This window comes from Streptomyces sp. NPDC097617 (genome assembly GCF_044761485.1).
Classification (GTDB): Bacteria; Actinomycetota; Actinomycetes; order Streptomycetales; family Streptomycetaceae; genus Streptomyces.
In genome coordinates this window covers 583,511-603,083 of sequence record NZ_JBIWCL010000002.1, presented here as the reverse complement: position 1 = coordinate 603,083, position 19,573 = coordinate 583,511, and the positions used below count along the sequence as shown (strand labels likewise).

22 protein-coding genes are annotated in these 19,573 nt (G+C 71.3%); 19 read left to right on the top strand and 3 right to left on the bottom strand.

Annotated elements, in window-relative coordinates:
• The 5 genes from ACIQZO_RS06110 to ACIQZO_RS06090 all read left to right on the top strand — a co-directional run bounded on the left by ACIQZO_RS06110 (position 1) and on the right by ACIQZO_RS06090 (position 2,646).
• A complete protein-coding gene (locus ACIQZO_RS06110) occupies positions 1 to 705 on the top strand; it encodes a hypothetical protein (RefSeq protein ID WP_403620784.1) in 705 nt (234 codons plus the stop codon).
• Entirely contained in the window at positions 705 to 1,511 is an 807-nt protein-coding gene (locus ACIQZO_RS06105; protein ID WP_403620781.1) for a hypothetical protein, read from the top strand. The genes ACIQZO_RS06110 and ACIQZO_RS06105 overlap by 1 nt, the downstream gene beginning before the upstream one ends.
• Positions 1,502 to 2,101, top strand: coding sequence for a hypothetical protein (locus ACIQZO_RS06100; RefSeq protein ID WP_403620778.1), 600 nt, complete (start codon positions 1,502 to 1,504; stop codon positions 2,099 to 2,101). Before ACIQZO_RS06105 ends, ACIQZO_RS06100 begins: the two co-directional genes overlap by 10 nt.
• Positions 2,098 to 2,259 carry a hypothetical protein gene (locus ACIQZO_RS06095; RefSeq protein ID WP_403620775.1) on the top strand — a complete coding sequence of 54 codons (162 nt, stop codon included), beginning with the start codon at positions 2,098 to 2,100 and terminating at the stop codon, positions 2,257 to 2,259. The genes ACIQZO_RS06100 and ACIQZO_RS06095 overlap by 4 nt, the downstream gene beginning before the upstream one ends.
• A gap of 75 nt (positions 2,260 to 2,334) precedes the next feature.
• Positions 2,335 to 2,646, top strand: coding sequence for a hypothetical protein (locus tag ACIQZO_RS06090; RefSeq protein ID WP_403620772.1), 312 nt, complete (start codon positions 2,335 to 2,337; stop codon positions 2,644 to 2,646).
• Between the two features lie 63 nt (positions 2,647 to 2,709).
• On the opposite strand, the gene ACIQZO_RS06085 is transcribed toward ACIQZO_RS06090, so the two are convergent.
• On the bottom strand, positions 2,710 to 2,859 hold the full coding sequence (locus tag ACIQZO_RS06085; protein ID WP_403620770.1) for a hypothetical protein: 150 nt from the start codon (positions 2,857 to 2,859) through the stop codon (positions 2,710 to 2,712).
• A gap of 269 nt (positions 2,860 to 3,128) precedes the next feature.
• On the opposite strand from ACIQZO_RS06085, the gene ACIQZO_RS06080 reads away from it, so the two are divergent.
• The 11 genes from ACIQZO_RS06080 to ACIQZO_RS06030 all read left to right on the top strand — a co-directional run bounded on the left by ACIQZO_RS06080 (position 3,129) and on the right by ACIQZO_RS06030 (position 13,667).
• Positions 3,129 to 3,701 carry a hypothetical protein gene (locus tag ACIQZO_RS06080; protein WP_403620767.1) on the top strand — a complete coding sequence of 191 codons (573 nt, stop codon included), beginning with the start codon at positions 3,129 to 3,131 and terminating at the stop codon, positions 3,699 to 3,701.
• A gap of 102 nt (positions 3,702 to 3,803) precedes the next feature.
• Positions 3,804 to 4,349, top strand: a complete 546-nt coding sequence (locus tag ACIQZO_RS06075) for a hypothetical protein (protein ID WP_403620764.1) — start codon at positions 3,804 to 3,806, stop codon at positions 4,347 to 4,349.
• Positions 4,350 to 4,668: 319 nt separating this feature from the next.
• Positions 4,669 to 7,920 (top strand): hypothetical protein, encoded by a 3,252-nt coding sequence (locus ACIQZO_RS06070; protein WP_403620761.1) that lies wholly within the window; start codon positions 4,669 to 4,671, stop codon positions 7,918 to 7,920.
• 1 nt (position 7,921) lies between these two features.
• Entirely contained in the window at positions 7,922 to 9,163 is a 1,242-nt protein-coding gene (locus ACIQZO_RS06065; protein WP_403620759.1) for a hypothetical protein, read from the top strand.
• Positions 9,163 to 10,314, top strand: a complete 1,152-nt coding sequence (locus ACIQZO_RS06060) for a hypothetical protein (RefSeq protein ID WP_403620756.1) — start codon at positions 9,163 to 9,165, stop codon at positions 10,312 to 10,314. The genes ACIQZO_RS06065 and ACIQZO_RS06060 overlap by 1 nt, the downstream gene beginning before the upstream one ends.
• A gap of 13 nt (positions 10,315 to 10,327) precedes the next feature.
• The gene (locus ACIQZO_RS06055; protein ID WP_403620753.1) at positions 10,328 to 10,612 is read left to right on the top strand and encodes a hypothetical protein; all 285 of its coding nucleotides are present in this window, start codon (positions 10,328 to 10,330) and stop codon (positions 10,610 to 10,612) included.
• Positions 10,613 to 10,654: 42 nt separating this feature from the next.
• Entirely contained in the window at positions 10,655 to 11,593 is a 939-nt protein-coding gene (locus ACIQZO_RS06050; protein WP_403620750.1) for a hypothetical protein, read from the top strand.
• Between the two features lie 176 nt (positions 11,594 to 11,769).
• On the top strand, positions 11,770 to 12,036 hold the full coding sequence (locus ACIQZO_RS06045) for a hypothetical protein (RefSeq protein WP_403620747.1): 267 nt from the start codon (positions 11,770 to 11,772) through the stop codon (positions 12,034 to 12,036).
• Entirely contained in the window at positions 12,036 to 12,956 is a 921-nt protein-coding gene (locus ACIQZO_RS06040; protein WP_403620936.1) for an N-acetylmuramoyl-L-alanine amidase, read from the top strand. Before ACIQZO_RS06045 ends, ACIQZO_RS06040 begins: the two co-directional genes overlap by 1 nt.
• A 14-nt stretch (positions 12,957 to 12,970) precedes the next feature.
• Positions 12,971 to 13,279: a hypothetical protein gene (locus ACIQZO_RS06035; protein WP_403620744.1), complete on the top strand. Its 309-nt coding sequence runs from the start codon at positions 12,971 to 12,973 to the stop codon at positions 13,277 to 13,279.
• Positions 13,280 to 13,292: 13 nt separating this feature from the next.
• Positions 13,293 to 13,667, top strand: a complete 375-nt coding sequence (locus tag ACIQZO_RS06030) for a hypothetical protein (protein ID WP_403620741.1) — start codon at positions 13,293 to 13,295, stop codon at positions 13,665 to 13,667.
• 24 nt (positions 13,668 to 13,691) lie between these two features.
• On the opposite strand, the gene ACIQZO_RS06025 is transcribed toward ACIQZO_RS06030, so the two are convergent.
• Positions 13,692 to 14,567, bottom strand: coding sequence for an aminoglycoside phosphotransferase (locus ACIQZO_RS06025; RefSeq protein WP_403620738.1), 876 nt, complete (start codon positions 14,565 to 14,567; stop codon positions 13,692 to 13,694).
• 281 nt (positions 14,568 to 14,848) lie between these two features.
• On the opposite strand from ACIQZO_RS06025, the gene ACIQZO_RS06020 reads away from it, so the two are divergent.
• Complete coding sequence (locus tag ACIQZO_RS06020) at positions 14,849 to 15,868, top strand: HAD-IA family hydrolase (RefSeq protein WP_403620735.1); 1,020 nt, start codon at positions 14,849 to 14,851, stop codon at positions 15,866 to 15,868.
• A gap of 54 nt (positions 15,869 to 15,922) precedes the next feature.
• Here the strand turns inward: ACIQZO_RS06020 and ACIQZO_RS06015 are convergent, their stop codons facing one another.
• The gene (locus tag ACIQZO_RS06015; protein WP_403620732.1) at positions 15,923 to 17,233 is read right to left on the bottom strand and encodes an XRE family transcriptional regulator; all 1,311 of its coding nucleotides are present in this window, start codon (positions 17,231 to 17,233) and stop codon (positions 15,923 to 15,925) included.
• 223 nt (positions 17,234 to 17,456) lie between these two features.
• Between ACIQZO_RS06015 and ACIQZO_RS06010 the strand changes: the two genes are divergently transcribed.
• On the top strand, positions 17,457 to 18,359 hold the full coding sequence (locus tag ACIQZO_RS06010) for a dTDP-4-dehydrorhamnose reductase family protein (RefSeq protein ID WP_403620729.1): 903 nt from the start codon (positions 17,457 to 17,459) through the stop codon (positions 18,357 to 18,359).
• Positions 18,360 to 18,375: 16 nt separating this feature from the next.
• Positions 18,376 to 19,566, top strand: coding sequence for an SIS domain-containing protein (locus tag ACIQZO_RS06005; protein ID WP_403620726.1), 1,191 nt, complete (start codon positions 18,376 to 18,378; stop codon positions 19,564 to 19,566).
• Positions 19,567 to 19,573 lie beyond the last annotated feature (7 nt).

Here is a 19,573-nt window from a genome sequence, read left to right as displayed (position 1 = left end):
GTGGCACTGGACATCGTCGTCCCCGTCCGGGAGGGGGCCGTCAACGAGCAACTGCGGTACGCGCTTCGCTCGTGGGCGGCCCACCTCCCGCACGGCCAGGTCTGGGTGGTCGGGTACCGGCCGGCGTGGGCCGTCGGTGTCCAGCACCTCCCGACCCGGCAGCGGGGCACGAAGCACGAGAACACCACCCTCGCGGTGCGCGCGGCCTGCCAGCACCCTGACGTGTCGTCGCGCTTCCTGCTGGCCAACGACGACATGTTCGTCATGCGGCCGGTGGACGAGATGCCGGTGCTGCACCGCGGCCCGGTGCGGAACGTCGAGACGTACTACGCGGCGCGCGCGGCGGGGGACTACCTGCGCGGGATGAGGGAGACCAGGGACCTCCTCGCCGAGCTGGGGCACCGTGACCCGCTGTCGTACGAGCTGCACGTACCGATGCCGGTCGACAAGGCCGGGATGCTCGACGCGCTCGACGCCGCCCGGCACCTGGACGCCGTCCACAAGCGCACCCTGTACGGGAACCTGGCCCAGCTCGGCGGCGCCGAGATCCGGGACGTGAAGATCATGCGCCGGTCGCCGGGCGGGTTCAGCGAGGACGACGTCTTCCTGTCGACCATGCCGGATTGTTTCGCGGCCGGCCATGTCGGAGCCCACATCCGGCGCACCTTCGCCGAGCCCGGCCCCTACGAGACCAGGAGGGCTTGATGCCTCTCCAGATCGGACCGTGCGCGGCGTGGCCCACCGAGCTGTGCTGCACCGTCCCCGAGGGCATGGCGCCGGAGGAGGTGGAGCGGTGGACGCTCGTGGCGTCGAACGTCCTGTGGGGCCTTTCAGGTCGCCGCTGGGGCCCCTGCCCCGTCACGGTGCGACCGTGCCGCCGGTCGTGCCTGGAGTCCTTCTCCCCGAGCTTCCAGGCCGGCGTCGGCACGGGCCCGTGGATCCCGTACGTCGATGTCGGCGGGGCGTGGCGGAACGCGTCGGTCTGCGGCTGCAAGTCCGACTGCTCGTGCGGCGAGCTGTGCGAGGTGTACCTGCCGGGCCCGGTGTACGACGTCGCCGAGGTGAACGTGAACGGGGAGGTGCTGCTCCCGGAACAGTACCGGGTCGACGCTCCCGGCAAGCTGACGCGCGTGGACGGCGAGTGCTGGCCGACCTGCCAGGACCTCGCCGCCCCTCCCGGGTCGCCCGGCACGTTCACGGTGAAGTACCGGTGGGGTCTCGCGCTTGACGCCGCGGCCGTCGCAGCGGTCTCGGAGCTGACGTGCCACCTGCTCAAGGGGTGCGCGCCGGGCGGGTCCTGCGGCTGCAAGTCGAACCGGAACGTGACCAGGATCAGCCGCCAGGGCATGGAGATGGAGATGCCGGATCCCACGCTCATCTACAGCGAGGGCCGTACGGGCCTCCCCCTGGCGGACATGTGGCTGGCCATGGTGAACCCCTACCGGCTGACCAGCCCCAGCCGCGTCTACTCGCCCGACTTCGCAAGGCCAAGGGTGCAGCAATGGCCCTGACCGCACTCGCGATTCACGACCTGACGGTGGCCGTCCTCGGCTGCGTGTGCGTGGCCCTGGACCGTACCGCGGAGCAGCTGGCCGGGCAGCCCGGTTGCCCTGCGTGCAGGGCCTGCGTCGTACCCGGACAGCCCGCCTGGGACTCCTGCGACGACCCGTGCAGTGCGGAGGTGTCGGGAGGGCAGCTCACCGTCTCCGTCGCACGGATCTACCCCTCGTCCGAGGCCGACTTCCCGAGCGAGTCGCGCGTCGTGCAGGGAGTACGTGGCTGCACGCCGCCTCCGATTACCGCGCTGGAGCTGGTGGTCACCCTGCTGCGGTGCGCGCCGACCTTCACCGAGGACGGGTGCCCGCCCTCGTGCACCGACCTGGCCGGGGCCGCCCAGATCCTCCACGTCGACATGGCCACGGTGTACTCCGCGCTCCAGTGCTGCTTGCCCGGCACCGAGCAGCGACGACGAGGGCGGCGGTTCGTGATGGGCCAGCAGAAGACCATCGGCCCGGACGGCGGATGCGTCGGCCTGGAGCAGCGCGTCACGGTCGCGCTGCCCGGGTGCGACCGGTGCCCCGACGGCGAGGAGTCCCCGTGAAGGTCAGCGACTTGATCCCGGCCCTTCACCGGCTCTGGGAGGAGCACGGAGACCTGGAGGTACGGGGGTACGACTACTCCAGCAGCCGGCCCACCCTGATCGAGACGCCGCAGACCGAATCCCGCGAGGGCGAGACCTACGTCCTCCTGCGCCCGTAGAGGAGCGCCATGCCCGTAGAAGTACGGATCGACCCGGGGCGGATCGCTCGGACGCTCCGGCTCAGGAACGGCGTTGTGGCGCGGCGGCTCGCCGAGCGGACGCAGCGCACGGCCCGGATCGCCGAGCGGGAGGCGCCCGGCTCGATGGGTCGGTACATCTCGTGGAAGATCGAGAACGGGCCCCAGGGGCTGCAAGGGGTGATCGTCTGCGACCACCCGGCAACCCGGTTCGTTCTCGACGGCACGCGCCCCCACATCATCCGCCCGCGCAGGGCGAAGGTGCTGCGGTTCGAGATCAGAGGCCGTGAGGTCTTCGCCGCCTACGTGCGTCACCCTGGAACCCGGCCGAACGATTTCCTTGGCCGTGCCCTGCGCGAAGGCCGATGACCGGGAGGCGAGCAGGGCCCTGCGTCGTGGCAGGGCCCCGCCCCGAGGACCGTGACACGCGGGCTACAGCGTCATCGCCCAGTCCCAGGTCCACTGGCCAGCCTGGTAGAGGAAGCCGCCGGCCGCGCAGAACGTGAGGTAAAGCAGCGCCTGGGTGACGGGGCGCATCTTGCTCCCAGCAGGCGGGGGCGTCATCCTGAACGGGTTCTTCATCGTTCTCCTACTCGGTGTGCGGATGAGGGCAGCACAAAGGGCCTCCGGCAGCGGGCGACCAACCAACTTGCCGACATGGGGCCCTTTTTGCATGCCTGGCGTCTCGGGACGGGCCGCCCCGGATCGTCGCCGCCGGTCGCTGGCGCCCGCGGCAGGGACCAGGATTCCCGACGCGCCTCACGCTTCGCCACCTTCCTGGGCACGCTGCGTGAACTCGTTGGATCATGGGTAAATCTGGACTTCGCGCCTATGATTCTGGACAGGTCTGGATGAAATCGGATGCGGGGGAAGCGGTGGGGCAGTTCAAGAAGCCGGATCTCGCAGTAGGGCCACTCAAGGAGCTGAACGACTACCTGCACTCCATCCACCGCGAGGCGCTCCAGCCCTCGGCGACGCGAATCGCCCGACACTGGGATGCAGGGGCGAAGGAAGGCAAGTACCGTTCAAGCCGCTCTACTTCGGCCGTCCACGCGATGTTCACGACGTCGGCAGTGCCGGATGGGTCGGCTTTGATCGAGCTGGTGGACGTGCTACTTACCGGCTTCCCGTCTGGCGCGTCGCCAGACCACGTCCTGAGGGTGCAGGGCCGCGCGCGCAGGCTGTTCCGTGAGGTCGTCCATCCGGAGTCCCGCGGGTCAATGGTTGGAGACCTGCGCACGACGGGCACCGAGTACTTCGCGCTTGCGGACGCAATCGAAAAGGCTGAGCGGGCTGAGGAGTTCCGGCGCGGGAAGGGCGTATGGGCGAGGGCCCTCTACGATGCCCGAGAGCTACTGGGCGACGACAGCGCAGTCGTGAAGGAGCTGGAGGCCAGGCACCGCAGGGACACGAGCGGTAGATAGGGGTCTGGGCACGCGGTTTCGTGCGGACATCAAGGTGGCCTACCCTTCGGCGGCACGTCGCTGGTTCTGGGCCGGACGTATGCGCCGCACGAAGGGCTATCCGTGGCCACGAAGAAGTTCGCGCTCAACACAAAGCCGCACGAGGCCGAGATCGGCGACGTGACGCTCCAGTTCCAGCCCGAGGTCATGGGCGACACGTTCCTGGACACCTACAGTCGGCTCCAGGACACCATGCAGCGGCTGAACGTCGACTTGACCGACCTGACCAGCGTGGACCTGGAGCAGGTCCGCGAGACGACCCAGGCGCTCCGCGTCTTCCTCGCCAGGCTCATGCTCCCGGAGTCGGCCGCCACGTTTGTGAGCTGGGACGTGCTGTCGGCCGCCGGTAAAGTCCTCAGCTCCCACAGGACTCCGGAAGAAGCCCACGAGGCCGCCGACGGCAAGGCGAAGGTCACCGTCGTGGACAACGGCCTCCGCCTCCCCGACCGCGTGTTGGTCGAGCTGCTGGAGTGGGTTGTCGAGCTGTACGGAGGCGGCCAGCGCCCTCCTACGTCGTCCAGCGCCTCTGCGCCAGCGTCATCGAGTCCTGGGACGCCTGGGAGGGCGGGCTCGCGCTCCAGGGGGTCGACGTCCACGCGTGGCCGCTGAGGGTCCTGCTCAGCGCTGCCGAGGCGTCCATCGACGCCGCAGCCGAGGACGATGCCGAGCGGGCTCGGAACCGGACCAAGCTGTACGCGCCGCCGCGAGGAGCTGGCCCGTCAGGACGGCGGGCAAGGTCCGCCGCAACGGCGATGGGCCACGGCGAGGCGAACGCCCTCCTGGCGCGCCTCACGGCCGAGGACGCGCGGCTCGGCGGGTGAACGGAGGGGAAGGAGACACGGGCCCTGAGCTGCCGTAGCGGCTAGTCTTGGGGCACCGCTGTTGGTTTTGGGCCAGGCGAATCTACGCACACGCGTGAGGTTCCGCCTTGGCCGAGGACGAAGACTACGGCGTAGGCCGCATTCGCATCGTCCTCGACGACGCCGAAGCGGTAGCGGACGCTCGTGATCTTGGCCTCCGCATTCAGCGGGCCCTGGACCGCAGCACCCGCCGCGTCGGCGAGGCGATCCGCGACAACATCCAGCGGGGCCTGAACCGCACGAGCGTCAGCGTCACGGTCCTGCCGGACCTTCGCCGGTTCGACGCGGCGCTCCTGACCGGTCTCCGGTCGCTGGAGTCGATCAACCTTCCGGTTGCCCCCGACCTGACGGGGTTCCTGGAGCGGATCCGGGCACTCCTCGCCGGCGAGGAGGCGTCGGTCCGGGTCGTCCCGGACCTGGACGGCTTTGACTCCCGGGTCCGCGCGCACCGCGCCCCCGACGTCTCGGTCAACGTCGACGTCGACAACGACCGCCTGCGCCGCGCCCTTTCCGGCCTCGGAGGCATCGCCGGGCGGGTCGTCGGCGCGCTGGGCGGCCTGCTGAAGCTCGGCGCGATCGGCATCGCCGCAGCCGGCGCGGCAACCGCGGTCACCGGGCTCGTCGCCGCGCTCGCGCCCGCTGTCGGCATCATCGCCGCCGCTCCGGCGGTCGTCCTGGGCGCCCAAGCGGCCCTCGGCGCCCTGCGCCTGGCACTGACAGGCGTCTCCGAGGCGTTCGGAGCGGCGCTCACCGGCAGCTCCAAGGAGTTTCAGAAGAGCCTCGAAGGCCTGTCGCCGGTGGCGCAGGCCGCCGCGCGCGAGGTCCGGGCGCTCAAGCCGGCCTTCGAGGCGCTGCGCACGTCGGTACAGGACGCCTTCTTCGCCCGGCTCAAGGGGGAGATCACCGCCGTCGCCTCGGCGCTGCGGGGCCCGCTCCAGTCCGGGCTGACGAGCATCGCCGACGGCTGGGGGCGGGCCGCGGCCGGGGTCACGGGCTACCTCCAGGGAACCAAGGGCGTCAGCAACGTCCAGAGCATCCTGGGCGGGGCGAACGCAGCCGTCGGCGGGCTCGCCCTGACGACGAACAAGCTGACCGCCGGCCTTCTCCAGGTCGCGGCCGTCGTCAGCGACCGCTTCGGCGCCGAGCTGGGGTCCGGGATCTCCGGGCTCGGGGAGCGGCTCGGGCTGTTCCTCCAGCGCGCCGCCTCGGGCGGGGCTGCGGTGCGCTGGGTCGACCAGGCGCTCAACGTCTTCGCGCGGCTCGGCGACATCGTCGGGAACGTCGGGAACGTCCTGTCCGGCGTCTTCCGCGCGGCCGAGGTCTCCGGCGGCGGGCTGCTCGGCAACATCCAGCAGATCACGGGGGCGTTCGCCGGGTTCGTCAACAGCGCTCGGGGCCAGGAGGCCATCGGGAACGTCTTCCGGACGCTGGCCACCATCGCGGCGCAGCTCGGGCCGATCCTCACCGCCCTGGTCGCGCAGGTCGGGGCCATCGCCCCGGCCTTGGCCCCGGTTTTCTCGATCCTGGGGCCCGCGATCGTCGGGCTGATCACCTCGCTCGGCCCGGGGCTGGCGGCACTGGCACCGAGCCTCCAGACCGTCGCGAGCGCCCTAGGCGGTGCTTTTGCGGCTATTGGCCCCAGTTTGGGGCCTCTTGGGGCTGCTCTCGGGTCCATCGTCGCCGCGCTGGCTCCGCTGCTGCCGCTCGCGGGTGAGATCGTCGGCGTCCTGGCCCAGATGCTGGCCCCGGTCCTGGCGAACCTGGCCGGCCTCTTCCAGCCGATCATCAGCGCCCTGGTCGGCGCGCTGCTGCCGGTCCTGCCGCCGATCGCCGCCGCGTTCATCACGCTCGTCCAGGCGATGACTCCCCTCTTCGCGGGAGTCGGCCAGGGAGTCGCCCAGCTGGTCCGCTCCTTGGCCCCGCTGCTGGCCAGCGTCGCGGGCACCCTGGCCCAGGTCGCCACCGCCTTCGCGCCGGTCTCGGCGGCCTTCAACGAAGCCCTGGTCCAGGTACTTCCGCCGCTGGTCGCGGCGTTCGACGCCGTCGTCCAGGCGCTGCTGCCGCTGCTCCCGCCGATCGCCCAACTGGCTGTTGCGCTGGCCCCGCTGGCGTTGCTCACCGTTCGTCTGCTGGCTCCGCTCCTGGCCATCGCGGCCGGGTTCACGTCCTGGCTCGTTATCACGGCGGTGGTGCCGGTCATCCGGGCCGTGGTCGGCGTGGTGGCCGGCCTGGTCTCCGGGCTGGCGACCGCAGTCACGTTCGTGACCGGGCTACCGCGCATGATCGTCGGCGCGCTCACCTCGCTGACGTCGACCGTCGTCGGCTTCTTCACCGGCCTGTTCACGACCATCGGATCCGCTCTGACTAGCGGATTCCAGTCCGTGGTCGGGTTCTTCACCCGGCTCCCCGGGATGATCCTGGCCGGACTCGCGGCGCTCCCCGGCCTCCTGGTCAGCGCCTTCGTCAACGCGGTCGCGGCCGTCGGAATCGCCCTGCTCACGGCCCTCGCGGCCATCATCTACGTCTTCACGGTGCTGCCCGGCCGGGTCTACAACGCGCTGCTCTCCCTGGGCGCGCGGATCATGGCCGCCTTCACCAGCGCGTTCAACTCGGCGCGCACCGCGACGACCTCGTTCCTCACCCAGACGGGGACGTTCTTCTCGCAGCTGCCTGGCCGCGTCGGGACGGCGCTCGCCGCGCTCCCTGGCCGCGTGCGGTCGATGTTCATCTCGGCCGGCTCCTCGGCCTTGGCCGCCGCGCAGTCCGCCGGGTCGTCCGTCGTCAGCTTCTTCTCCGGCCTGCCCGGCCGGATCGGATCGGCCCTGTCCTCGGTCGGGTCCCGGGTCGGGGCCGCCTTCCGGAATGCGGTCGGTAGCGCGCGGAGCGCGGTCTCCTCGCTCATCTCCTCCGTCGTCAGCCTGTTCTCCACGCTGCCCGGCCGGATCGTGGCGACGCTCGGGGACATCGGCGGGCGCATCGTCTCGAAGATCAAGAGCGGGTTGCCGTCCTCGGTGCGGGCCCTGCTGCCCTTCGCCAACGGCGGCATTGTCACGGGCCCGACGGCCGCCTTGATCGGCGAGGCGGGCAAGGAAGTCGTCCTGCCGCTTACGAGGCCCGCCCGGACGGTCGAGCTGGCACAGAAGTCCGGCCTGCTGGACCTCCTGGCCAAGCGGGGCGCGATCCCCTCCGCAGCCCGAGGCGCCGACGCGGGCGGGACGCGGCAGGTCACCCACAACTGGAACATCGTCACCAACGCGCAGGACCCCCGCGTCCTCGCCGAGCATCTGTACGGCCAACTGGCCCGTGCAGCGGGGGTATGACGTGATCAGCGACTACGTCGACTTCGGGTGCACGGAGATTATCAACTCCGCCAGGGCAGCCGTTTACGCCCAGAACGCGTGTCTGCTCTCGGACTGCGCGCCCTGTGCGGGGATCCCTGCAGCCGTCAACGACCCGCCGTACACGGACCCCATCACCGATGAGGCTCCCTGGTACGACCCGGCCGTCCCGGAGAGCGGCCGCTTCCTCGGCGTGATGGGCCTCGACGTCGCGGGATTCTCCAGGTCGACGCTGTCCCGCGACCCTGTGCAGCTTGTCGGCGACGGCGCCGCGCTCGGCGTCGGCCGGCGCGCCCACCGCGAGGTCACGTACACCGTCCTCCTCCTGGTCCTGGACGACGCCGCCCTCTCCTACGCCCAGGAGTGGCTGGCCGCAGCCCTCCAAGGCGCCGCCTGCGGGGGCGGGTGCCAGGGCGCGGAGCTGGGCACCTTCGCGTCATGCCCGACCGGCGACGGGACCGGCGAACTGCGCCACCTCTACGGCGTCGGCCTGATGAACGGCCCCCAGCTCACCTCCGTCCGGCACCTGCCGGAAGGGATCATCGCCGAAGCCACGTTCACCCTTGCCGCGGCCATCCCGTGGATCTACCGGGAGCCGCTCCAGACCCTCACGAACTGGGTGAACCTCGCCGGCGGCGCCCTGGTGACCCTCGACCCGGACGAGATCTACGAGGACTGTGCCGAGGCGGCGGGCTGCCTGGAGGATCCGCTGTGCCCGACGCCCCCGTTGCCGGTCCGGGCGCCGGTTCCCGTGGATGCCTGCTACCCGACGGGCTCGGCCCAGTTCCGGCGGTCCGTGGTCGCGCTGGCCCCGGTCGACCAGCCGGAGTGGCTGGAGACCGTGCCCGTCCTGGAGCTGGACACCGGCTCCACGGCACTGCGACGGCTCATCGTCCGCTTCTGGGCCAACCCCCTGGGCACAGCCTGCATGGAGGTCGCGGACCCCTGCGGTGCCTGCACCGACATCCAGATCCCGTACCTGCCCCCCGGCGCGAAGCTCACCGTGGATGGCCGGACCAAGGTCGCCGAGGTCGAGTGCAACTCCGGGACCCTGGACGCCGCGACGAGCACGCCGGTGCTGTACGGCCCCCAGGGCGGCTCGTTCGAGTGGCCGATCTTCTCGTGCCCCACCGGCGTGTGCATCGAGATCCTGTCGACGTCCGCGACGACGGCCGCCAACGCCCGCGCGCGGGTTCTCCTCGTTCCCCGATCGGATGTGGGCTGATGGCACAGCTCGGGTGTGCCCAGGAGTACCGGGCGGTCATCCACTGGCGGGGCGGGTCGCTGCCCTTCACGTCGCCGTCCGGTGCGTCGCTGACGTCTGTGCGGTGGACGCGCACGATCAACGATGTGTCCGAGGCGACGATCACGATCGCCAAGGGCACGGCGGGCGCGGACTGCTGCGGCAAGCTGGGTCAGATCGAGCCGTACGTCCACGAGCTGACGATCTACCGGGACTCCGAGCTGGTGTGGCAAGGACCCGTGCTGCGGGTCACGGAGAAGCGGACCGCCTTTGTCGTGGAAGCCCGCGACGTGGTCGAGTGGCTGGGCCGGACGAACAACACGACGCTGCTGCGCTACGTGTCGACGAACCCCGCGGACCCGATGCACCAGGGCCCCATCCAGGAGATCGCGGAGGCGATCATCCGGGCGAACCTGGCCGGCGGTCTGTTCGCGTCCTCGCCGGACTGGCCGAGGATGCTCGACTACATCGTCCGCCAGGACGACAGCGTGGTGGCCCGGTTCGAGAAGGACGGGTCTGCGGACATCAACACGTGGATCGTGCCGATCCTCCAGATCCTGGACGACGAACTCGTGCCCCGCGGCCTGGAATACACCACCATCGGCCGCGCCCTGCTCCTCGGCCGCCCGCAGACGACCGCCGACCCGGTCCAGGCCCGGCTCGACCTCGACTCCTTCACCGGAGACATCGAGATCGTCCGGGACGGTTCTGCCGCCGCGTCGCTGGTGTGGGTCACGAACCAGAACGACCAGGAGATCGCGAACACCCAGTACGGGGTGTCCGGAGTCGTGTCGGCCGCCTACGGCCGCCTGGACACCCTGATCCGCACCCAGGCCGAGGGCCTGACCGCCTACGACCTGTGGCAGATCGCGCGGGGCAGCTACCCGGGCCGGAACCCGGTGCCGACATCGCTACGGGTCCCGGACGGGGCGCGGCTGGCGGTGACGGCGCCGGTCACCATGCGGCAACTCGTCGCAGGCGTCCGGATCGACGTCGCCGCCCCCGACATGTGCATGGCCGTCACCCAGCCGTACCGCCTGTCCGACGTCGAGGTCGAGTGGAGCTCCACCGGCGAGAACGTCGGGATCTCCCTCGTACCGATCGGCTACCCCTTCACCTCACCCCCACCGTGACCAGGAGGTCCACGTGAGCCCAGTTCCAGGACAGCGCGCGGCTCAGCGACCGCTGCGCGCGATGACGGCCGCTCAGCGCGTCGTCGGCCGCGCCGTACAGGCCTCTGCGGGGGCGATGACCGGCCCGGTCGGCGTCGGCTTCATCGATGGCCGCCAGGTCCAAATCGACCTCGCGGCGCCGCCCGGCGAGCAGGTGCGGGAGGTGCTGGCGTGCGGCTGTGTCGGCGCGTGCACCTGCCCGGCCGCCGAGAAGATCTCCGCCGACGGCGGGACCCAGACACCGGAGAGGCAGGAGTAGCTGATGGCCAGGTGCGGATGCCAGGGCGGGTGTGCCTGCGCTGTGGTGGGCACGAGCCCCGTCACAGTCACGGGCAACGGCAGTGCGGTCGCCCCGTTCACGGTGGGCGTCAACCGGGCCGCGCTGATCACGGCCGGAGCGGGGATCACCTACGACCCGGGGACCGGGACGGTCAGCGTCCACGTGTCCGCAGACCCCGGGAACGCGGCCGGCTTCGGGTCGGACAACGGCTTCTACGTCTACTCGGGCAGCGGCGGCCCTCTCGCCGTGTGCTCCACCTACTTCCAGACCGACGGCGAGGGCAAGCTCTGCCTGATCCCCGGCTCCATGTCGCTGCGGCAGATCCTCACGTTCGCCACCCCGGGCACCGCTACCTTCACGAAGGCCACGTACCCCTGGCTGTCAAGGATCAAGGTCCGCGCGCAGGCCGGCGGCGGCGGGTCGGCAGGAGCCGCGGCCGCCGCGAGCGAGTCGATCTGGCGGGCCGGCGGCGCGGGCGGCAGCTACGGCGAGCGGCTGATCGACGTCGGGTCGCTCGCGGCCTCGGAGACCATCACCGTCGGCGCGGGTGGCACTGCTGGCGCTGCCGCGAACGGGGCGGCCGGAAACGGGGCGAACTCCTCCTTCGGCGCGCTCCTGACCACCCTCGGCGGCCCTGCCGGAGCCACGACCATGGCCACCGGCGCGACCGCCACCACCGCGAGCGGCACCGTAGGCCCGGGGCCGGGCACCGGTGGCTACCTCAACCTGGGCGGCGGCTCCTCGGGAGGCTCCATCCGCCTGACGGGAAGCGCCGGTATCGGTGGCTCGGGTGGCGACGCACCCCTCGGCCAGGGCGGCGCCGCACGAGCCACTGCCGGAGTGGGCAACCAGCCGCGCGGCTACGGCGCAGGGGGCGGCGGGTCCGTCTCCGCGAACGGCGCGAGCCAGGCTGGCCGCGCGGGCGGCGACGGCATCGTGATCGTCGAGCTCTACGGATGACCGGCCCCCGCGAAGCCGCCGCGCCCCACCTTGGACACCCCGTGTCCGCGCCATGTCCGGACAGTGTCTGTCCAGGTCACGGCCCTGAGTTTCGGATGTCCGGACACCGTCCGGATACAGCCGAGTCCCGTGTCCGGACGGTGTCCGGACAGTGTCCGAGCCCTCTTGGAGGAGCGATGTCCGAGCCGCCCCCGACCGCTGGTCGGATCGTCCACTACGTCTCGCACGGCACCCCGCTGCGGTCCGACGGCAGCCAGGCGTTCCCGCCGGCCTGCCGCGCGGCCGTCGTCACCGAGGTCGACCCGACCGACCCCGGCCGGGTCGGCCTGGCTGTGCTCAACCCCACGGGGCAGTTCTTCCACCCGCTGTCGAGCGGTGGCTCCGTCCTCATCGAATCCCGCTCCCAGGTGCCCGGTTCGTGGCACTGGCCGGAGCGTGCGTGATGGCCGGCCCGCTGGGAGCCGAGGTCTTCCTTTCGGTACTGTGCGCGGAGGGCCTGACCGTCGTGGAGGTGCCCGGCTGGCGGACCTGGAACCGGAACGCCAAGGGCCCCTGGGGTGCGCTCCACGGTGTGATGATCCATCACACCGTGACGTCCGGCACGGCCCGAACCGTGGAGATCTGCCGCTCCGGGTATGAGGGCCTCCCAGGGCCGCTGTGCCACGGCGTCATCGCCAAGGACGGACGCGTCCACCTCGTCGGCTACGGCCGAGCCAACCACGCGGGCCTGGGGGACCCTGACGTTCTGCGCGCGGTGATCGCGGAGACGCCGCTGCCGCGCGATGACGAAGCGACCGTCGACGGGAACCGCGCGTTCTGGGGCTTCGAGTGCGAGAACCTCGGCGACGGCGAGGACCCGTGGCCCTCCGTTCAGTTGGAGGCCATCGAGCGGGTCTCCGCCGCGTTGTGCCGGGCGCACGGCTGGGGCGCGGGGTCGGTCATCGGCCACCTGGAGTGGCAGCCCGGGAAGCCGGACCCGCTCGGCTTCTCCATGGACGGGATGCGGGCGCGGGTCGCCGGACGGCTCCACATCCCGGTGCCGCCGACCCCACCGACACCTACGAAGCCGGTCGTAGACCTGTCCCTGCTCATCCGCGCGGCCCAGCACGATCCGGACCAGGTGGGCACGCCGGTCTCGTACCCCGGGGTCCGAATCGTCGAGGTCGCGCTCGTGGACGAAGGCCTGTTGCAGAAGGGCTACCTGGACGGGCACTACGGCTGGTCGACCCGCACGGCGTACAGCGCGTGGCAGGAGTCCCTCGGCTACCGCGGCCGCCTCCCGGGACAACCGGCCGACGGCATCCCGGGCCTGGCCACCCTGGCCCGGCTCGCCAAGAAGCACTCGTTCGACATCGTCGCCTAGAAAGGGCACCCCTCATGAACCCGACCCATCTCGACGCGGCCTACTGGTACGGGCTGCTCATCTCCTTCGTGCTGCCCGTCCTCGTCGGCTTGGTCACCACCCGCGTGACCCATGCCGCGACCAAGGCCGTCGTGCTCCTGGCCCTCGCGGCGACGGAGAGCTTCATCGTCGAGCTGGCGGCCAGCGGGCCGGGCTGGGACGCGAGGAGCGCTCTCGTGCTCACCGTCGTGTCCTTCGTCATGGCCGTGGCCGCGCACTTCGGCCTGTGGAAGCCCACCGGGGTCGCCGGCCGGGCCCAGGACGCGTTCGTCAAGGCCGCGTGAGAGGAGTACTGCCATGGCCTGGCTCGATGGACCGGCGTTGAACACGCTGATGGCGTGGGGTGGCGTCATCACCCTCGTTGTCGGCGTCGGCGGCGCGACGTGGAGGTTCGTGCGGGCGTCAATACGGACCGGCACCCGGATGAACGAGTTCATGGACGATTGGTACGGCGAAGTCAGCCGCCCCGGGGTGGAAGAACGGCCCGGAATGATGCACCGCGTCAAGGTGATCGAAGACCGACTGCGGAGGGTGGAGCACGAGCTGTACCCGAACAGCGGCGGCAGTCTTCGGGATGCCGTTGACCTCGCGAACGAGCGGCTGGCCCGGCTATGCCCGGATGCCCCGGACGAGGGGGGGTGCCCTCCTCCGCAGGCGTCCGCCGGGCAGTGACCGCTGGTCCATCGACCGGAGGGGTCAGGTCCTACTGCGGGAGGCGATGAAGTCGGCCCACGCGTCGGCGGACTCGGCGATCGAGTCGGCCGTGGCCACCTGCTCGGCGGCGAGGTCGTGCCAGCGCCGGGCCTCGGCCCGAGTGAAGACTGCCAAAGCCTTCGGGTCGGCCGTGCTCCAGTGCGGTACCCGGGCGGCCCACTGCCACGCCTGCTCGGGGGAGTGCCCGCCGGTGGAGACCAGCCGCATACCCCACAGCGCCGCGTCGATCCAGGCCGGGCCGGCCGAAGCCCACGACCAGTCGACCAGCCGGGCCCGGCCGCCGTCCACGAGGATGTTCGTTGAGGCGGGGTCGGTGTGCAGCAAGCGGGTTCCGGCGAGCAGTTCCCGGTCGCTGTCGGCGCAGTAGTAGCCCCACCGGTCCCAGGCGGAGGGCAGCCGTACGTCGGGCGGCGCGGGCAGCGGCGCCAGCTCGGCCAAGGCCGCGGCGACCGGCGGGAGATCCGGCGAGCCGGGCGTGAAGTCGGCATCCCGGCCGGACAACCCCTCGAACGCGAGAAGGTGCCAGCCTTGGCCGTCCACCCGCCACAGGACGCGCGGCGCGCTGGGCGGAAGGAAGGGGTTCACCGCCTCTTCGAGATTCAGCTCGTCCACGGGCGACCAGCCGGGCCCCCACCACGAGTCGTCGTCCTCGTCCTCGGCCTCCGTGAGGGGGGCGCGCTCGCGCTGCCCCTTGACGAAGACCAGCGCCCCCGACGATTTCAGGGTCAGCAGCGACGCGACGCCTGCCGCCGCCGAATGCTCGACCTCGGCGACGGTGAAGGGTGCACCGAGCAGCTTCTCGACGGCGGTCACCACCGGTTCGGGGAGCTGAGCCCAGCGAATGCGCCCTGGAGTCATGTCATTTCCCGGGCTTGGGCGGGTTGGGCGGGAACGGCGGGTTCTTGTCCGGAGTTATGGGCCCCGGCGGGCGCCCGCCGGGCTTCGGCGTCACAGGACCCTTGGGCGGCCTCTTCGCTTCCACAATCGTCATGGTGAGGAGCGTAGAGATCGAGCCCCGGCGGCGCGGCGTGCTTCCCCCGACGCGGCCGATTTCGGCCGACTGGTGGCCGACGACTGGCGTTGCACGCCAAAGTAGTTCCGGGCACCGTCCACGAGCGACGGCCTCCATACTGCCTCTCATGCCGACGCCGCGCGCCCTCGTTCCCCGGGCCTCCCTCCTCGCCCTTGACCTCGACAACACGCTGATCGACCGCAATGCCGCCTTCAGGCGCGCCGTCCGTGCCTTCCTCGTTGAGAACGGGCTCCCAGAGAGCGACGAAGACGCGATCATGGAGCTGGACCAGGGCGGCCACGCACCCCGGCCAGGAGTCGCCGCTGCTCTTGCGCAGCGATGGGACGGCATCTCCGAGCACACGATCCTGGCCTTCCTGCGCCGTGGGCCGGCGGCCTACGTGATGTTGGACGACGCAGTCCGCCGATCGCTCCTCGCCGTTCGGGCCGCCGGAGTGCCCTGCGTGATCGTCACCAACGGCCTGGGAGACCAGCAGGAAGAGAAGATCCGCAACGCCGGATTGGACAGCCTTGTCGACGGCTGGGTGATCTCCGGCTCGGTCGGATACCGGAAGCCGTCGCCCGAGATTTTCCACGCCGCCGCCGAGGCAGTCGGCTTGCCCGCCCTTGAGCGAGACACGACCTGGATGATCGGAGACGCCGCGCACACCGACGTACGAGGTGCGGTCGACCTGGGCATTCACAGCATCTGGGTCTCCGGCGGCCGGCCCTGGACCGAGGCAGGGTACTGGCCGACCCACATCGCGTCCGACGTTGTCGACGCGATCGGCCACGTGCTGGGGGAGCAGCCTCGATTGGTCCGAGACCGGGTTCCCGCCCGGCTCTTCGAGACCGAGGGGCTACAGCCCGAGGTGTACGCGGCGGCCCCCGAGGAGTACCGGTCGCGGCTACGGGAAACCCTGCGGGCGGAGGTGACGGCGCTCCTCGGCGAGGACCCTGCCGCGGTGGCGGTCGGGGAACAACTGGCTGAGGTCCTGGAGGTGCTGCACGCGGTCGCCGCAGACCTCGGACTCAGTCCTGAGGCGTTGCAGGAGCTTCGCCGCAGCCGGGCGGAGGAGCGGGGAACGTACGAGAGCCGCACGATCTGGACCGGCCGATACGCCGCAGACGGCACCGACCGGCCGTAGCACCCCGAGGCCCGCACCGGGCCCCGGGGCGAGTTGCGGGCCGGGGCCCCGCTCTCACGCGGCTACGGCCGCCGACAGGCTCTCGTACCGGTGAACCACACGCTGCGAGGAGACCCGGCTGAGGAGGTCTTCGGCTTGGCCAAGGAGGTCGCGGGCGTGTTCGGTATCGCCGCCCTTGTGGACCGTGTCGGCCAGGTCGAGGACGGCGAGCACGCGGTCACGCGGGTAGTCGACGGCAGAGACCGCCTCGACGCGCCGAGTCAGGAAGGGCACGGCCCGAGACGGCTGGTGGCAGGCGAGCCAGGCGCGGCCCGTGGCGGCGTCCACGGACTCCGTCGTCAGCCAGGTTGCCCACCACGGCGTACGCCCGTCTGGATTCCCAACCTGCGCGAGCGCTTCGTCACGGAAGCGGAGGACCGCCTCCGGATCCTGCCGGCGCCCGGCCGCGTACACCCGCCGATCGGCGATCACGGCGGTGACAGCGGTAGGCAGGTCTGGGGCCCGGGAGGCGATGTCGAGGAGCTGGGCGGCGTCGTTGTGGTGTCCGAGCCAGGCGGCCTGGTACGCCGTTGACGCGACCAGGTTGGCGGCGGCGTGCTGGGTGGCCAGAGACGTCGTGCTCTCACGGGCCAGCCGCATCCCCGTGTGGTAGACGCGCTGTGCATGGGGGTGCTGGCGGGCGTCGAAGAGCATCCACCCCACCTGCTCGCTGAGCTCCACGTAGGCGGTCTGGAGCCGGTCTACGAGGGGGCCTCGACCTCGGGTCTGCGCCACCACCCGGGACGTGCTCTGCCAGATCCCGGTGCCCCAGGTCAGGTCACCCGCTGAGCTTCCGGCCGAGTCGTCCATGTCCCGGAGATCACGAACCGCGCTCTCGATGGTGGTGACCAGGCCTTCGGAGAGCCGCGCGCCCGCCGGGGCGGACGCCGCTTCCGCTATCGGGCCGAGGAGCAGCGCGAGGGCGGGGGCGGTGGCGGCGGCGCCGGTGAGCATGAGCAGGTTGCGGCGGTCCATGATGTCTCCTTGGCTGATCTCGTGAAGCAAGGCCTCCAGGGGGGCGTCGCCGGGTGCGTCGATGTGCCGATTGCGTGTCCGCTGGCGAGGCAGGTCCCACCCGACGTCCGCTGCGGTGATGCACCGCCCGGCCTTGACCGTGAGAACGGCCAGCGCGTCGGTCGCGTTGTCCGGCTGGGGATGCGCTCCCCGTAGCCACGGGTAGGCCGCCTTCAAGCTCAGCGGGGTGCTGCCACGGCGCGCGCGCCGCTCGTTGATCCGCGCGACAAGTTGCTCCGGCCGCACTTCCAGCTGCTGGAGGAGGGCGGCGAGCACCGTGGTCGGCGACGAGCTGACCTCTGCTGGCTGCATGGGCACTCCAAGTCCGGAGGGGTCCTGAGCCGGACGGTACCACCGCCGAGCGCACTGAATGGGGTGGGACGAAAAGGACTTGGTGTACGTACACCAGGTGCCAAATCCGGTGTGTCTAAACCGACTTGGTGGGTGCACCTGGTTGACCTCCGCAACCTCTCCCGATCACCGTTCCGCTCCGCTTGTCTGGCTTCCCCACAGGGCTATTCGGTGAGGTGAAGCGGTGCGAGCAGTGATCTTCGGAGCGTCTGGACTGCTGGGACGCAGCATGATGACGGCGTTCGCGGATACGGCCGTGACCGGGACGGGACACAGCCGGGCCGGGGCGGGTCTGGTTCCGCTTGACGCGACGTCGGCCGACGACGTCGACCGGCTCTTCGACCGGATGAGGCCGCACGTCGTCGTGAACTGCGTGGGGGAGCGCCGGCCCGAGGCGTGGGCGGCGGAACCGGAGCGGGCGCGTGGCCGGAACGTGGACGCGGCCCGCCTCATCGCGCTCGGCGCCGCCGCCCGGGGCGCCCGGCTGATCCACATCAGCAGCGACTACGTGTTCGACGGGACAGATGCGCCGTACAAGCCCAGCGATATCCCGAACCCGTCGACCCCGTACGGCCGGTGGAAGCTGGAAGCCGAGGTGGCGGTGAGGGCGGCTTGCCCGGACACCGCGATCCTGCGGCTGCCCGTGCTCTACGGGCTCGCCGAGTACGCGGCCGAGACGAACCTGACCCAGATCGCCGCCGCAGTGGCGACGGGTGCAGACGTAGAGCTGGACGACGTGTGCCTGCGGTACCCGACCCATGCGCAGGAGGCCGCCGAGGTCTGCCGCCGACTCGCGGGGGTGCTGCTGGAAGGCCAGCGTCTGGGCTCCGTGAACCACTGGGGCGCGCAGGAGGCCTTCACCAAGTACCAGTTGGCCGTGCTGATCACCAGGGCGTTCGGTCTGCCCATCGGTCGCCTCCGGGCCGGGGCGGCGGATGCGGCGGCGGGCGGCCGGCCCGTCGACTGCCGCCTGGACTGTGACGACCTCCCTGCCGCCCTGGGCTGGCCCGTGCGCCGCGACTTCCGCGCCGACCTCCCGCACGTGGTCGCGCCCTGGCTGCACGCCAACCGTCCTGCATCGACCTGACCAGAAGGACACGACCGTGTACCAGGATTTCGCACACGCCTACCTGACCGAGGTCGGTGCCGCGGCCGGCCGCATGTTGACCCGCGGCCAAGACGCCGTCGATCTGCTCCACCGGGCGGCTGTCGGCGGAGGCCGCATCCGTGCCTTCGGCAACGGTGGTTCCTCCGCGATCGTCCGCTCGGCCCTCCTCCAGCTCCAGGCCCACACCGGCCGCCCGGTGTCGGACTCGATGATGAGCCCGGCCGCCATGGCCTACACCGCGCAGCGGGGCATCTACAGCGAGGTCTTCGCGAGGTCGCTCGCTGCCGACATCCGCAGCCTGGACCTGGTCGTCGTCGCCAGCGTCAGCGGCCGGTCGGCGAACATTCGCGAGGCGCTCAGCTCGTGCAGGGAGCACGACGTCCCCGTGCTGGCTCTGGTCGGCGGCGATGGCGCCCAGGTCGAACCCACCCGCGGCATGGTGTGGGCGACCGGGACCGCCGACCAGCAGATCAGCGAAGACGCCATGCTGACCGCGCTGACCCTGGCCGCCGCAACCGCTCTGGGCCCCGCCACGGCGCCGCTCGCGACCCGAGTCGACAAGCACCTGCACGCTGTTGCCGCCGTCGACACCGTCCGGCTGGGGGCGTTCCTGGCGGAGGCGACCGAGGCGGTGACGGCCGCCATCCGCACCCGGCGCCCGATCTACGTGCTGTGCCCCGACGGCGGGCCGCTCGCCCTGGCCGGCGAGCACTTCGCCCACAACCTCCACTGGGACGCGCCCCTCGGCGTCGAGGGCGTCCAGCCGCCCGTGGTCGTCTCCGACCCGTCGCTGGCCGACATGAGCGCGATCTACAACGACCACCCGAACCCGGCGCACGGCGTCGTCTACCAGCTGCGCTCGGCAGCCCCGGGCGACGTGGTGTTCCTCCTGACGTACGACGCCGCGAGCAGGACCACCCAAGAGGCGATCCACGCGGCCGAGCAGGCAGGCGCCCGCCTGCTCCTCCTCCACCGCAGCGGCCCGACCCAGCCGCACACCGAGCGGCTCCAGCTCCCGCAGGCGGACGACTTCGCGCTCTCGGCCCTCGTCCAGTCCGTCGCCCACCTGGTGTGCCGGACTAGCCGTGCCGCGCTCTCCGCCGGTGGAACCCGCTCCTCTGTCGCTGACCTCATGGCCCAAGACCTCGCGCCGCTGCGCGAACTGTCCGACACCCGCCCCTCCTGACGAAAGG

Excerpts from the sequence above, each read along its gene's own strand:
- ACIQZO_RS06015 (WP_403620732.1), bottom strand. The coding sequence starts at position 17,233 with ATGCAGCCAGCAGAGGTCAGCTCGTCGCCGACCACGGTGCTCGCCGCC.
- ACIQZO_RS06030 (WP_403620741.1), top strand. The coding sequence starts at position 13,293 with ATGGCCTGGCTCGATGGACCGGCGTTGAACACGCTGATGGCGTGGGGT.
- ACIQZO_RS06085 (WP_403620770.1), bottom strand. The coding sequence starts at position 2,859 with ATGAAGAACCCGTTCAGGATGACGCCCCCGCCTGCTGGGAGCAAGATG.
- ACIQZO_RS06060 (WP_403620756.1), top strand. The coding sequence starts at position 9,163 with ATGGCACAGCTCGGGTGTGCCCAGGAGTACCGGGCGGTCATCCACTGG.
- ACIQZO_RS06045 (WP_403620747.1), top strand. The coding sequence starts at position 11,770 with ATGTCCGAGCCGCCCCCGACCGCTGGTCGGATCGTCCACTACGTCTCG.
- ACIQZO_RS06100 (WP_403620778.1), top strand. The coding sequence starts at position 1,502 with ATGGCCCTGACCGCACTCGCGATTCACGACCTGACGGTGGCCGTCCTC.
- ACIQZO_RS06025 (WP_403620738.1), bottom strand. The coding sequence starts at position 14,567 with ATGACTCCAGGGCGCATTCGCTGGGCTCAGCTCCCCGAACCGGTGGTG.
- ACIQZO_RS06080 (WP_403620767.1), top strand. The coding sequence starts at position 3,129 with ATGAAATCGGATGCGGGGGAAGCGGTGGGGCAGTTCAAGAAGCCGGAT.
- ACIQZO_RS06105 (WP_403620781.1), top strand. The coding sequence starts at position 705 with ATGCCTCTCCAGATCGGACCGTGCGCGGCGTGGCCCACCGAGCTGTGC.
- ACIQZO_RS06020 (WP_403620735.1), top strand. The coding sequence starts at position 14,849 with ATGCCGACGCCGCGCGCCCTCGTTCCCCGGGCCTCCCTCCTCGCCCTT.
- ACIQZO_RS06040 (WP_403620936.1), top strand. The coding sequence starts at position 12,036 with ATGGCCGGCCCGCTGGGAGCCGAGGTCTTCCTTTCGGTACTGTGCGCG.
- ACIQZO_RS06035 (WP_403620744.1), top strand. The coding sequence starts at position 12,971 with ATGAACCCGACCCATCTCGACGCGGCCTACTGGTACGGGCTGCTCATC.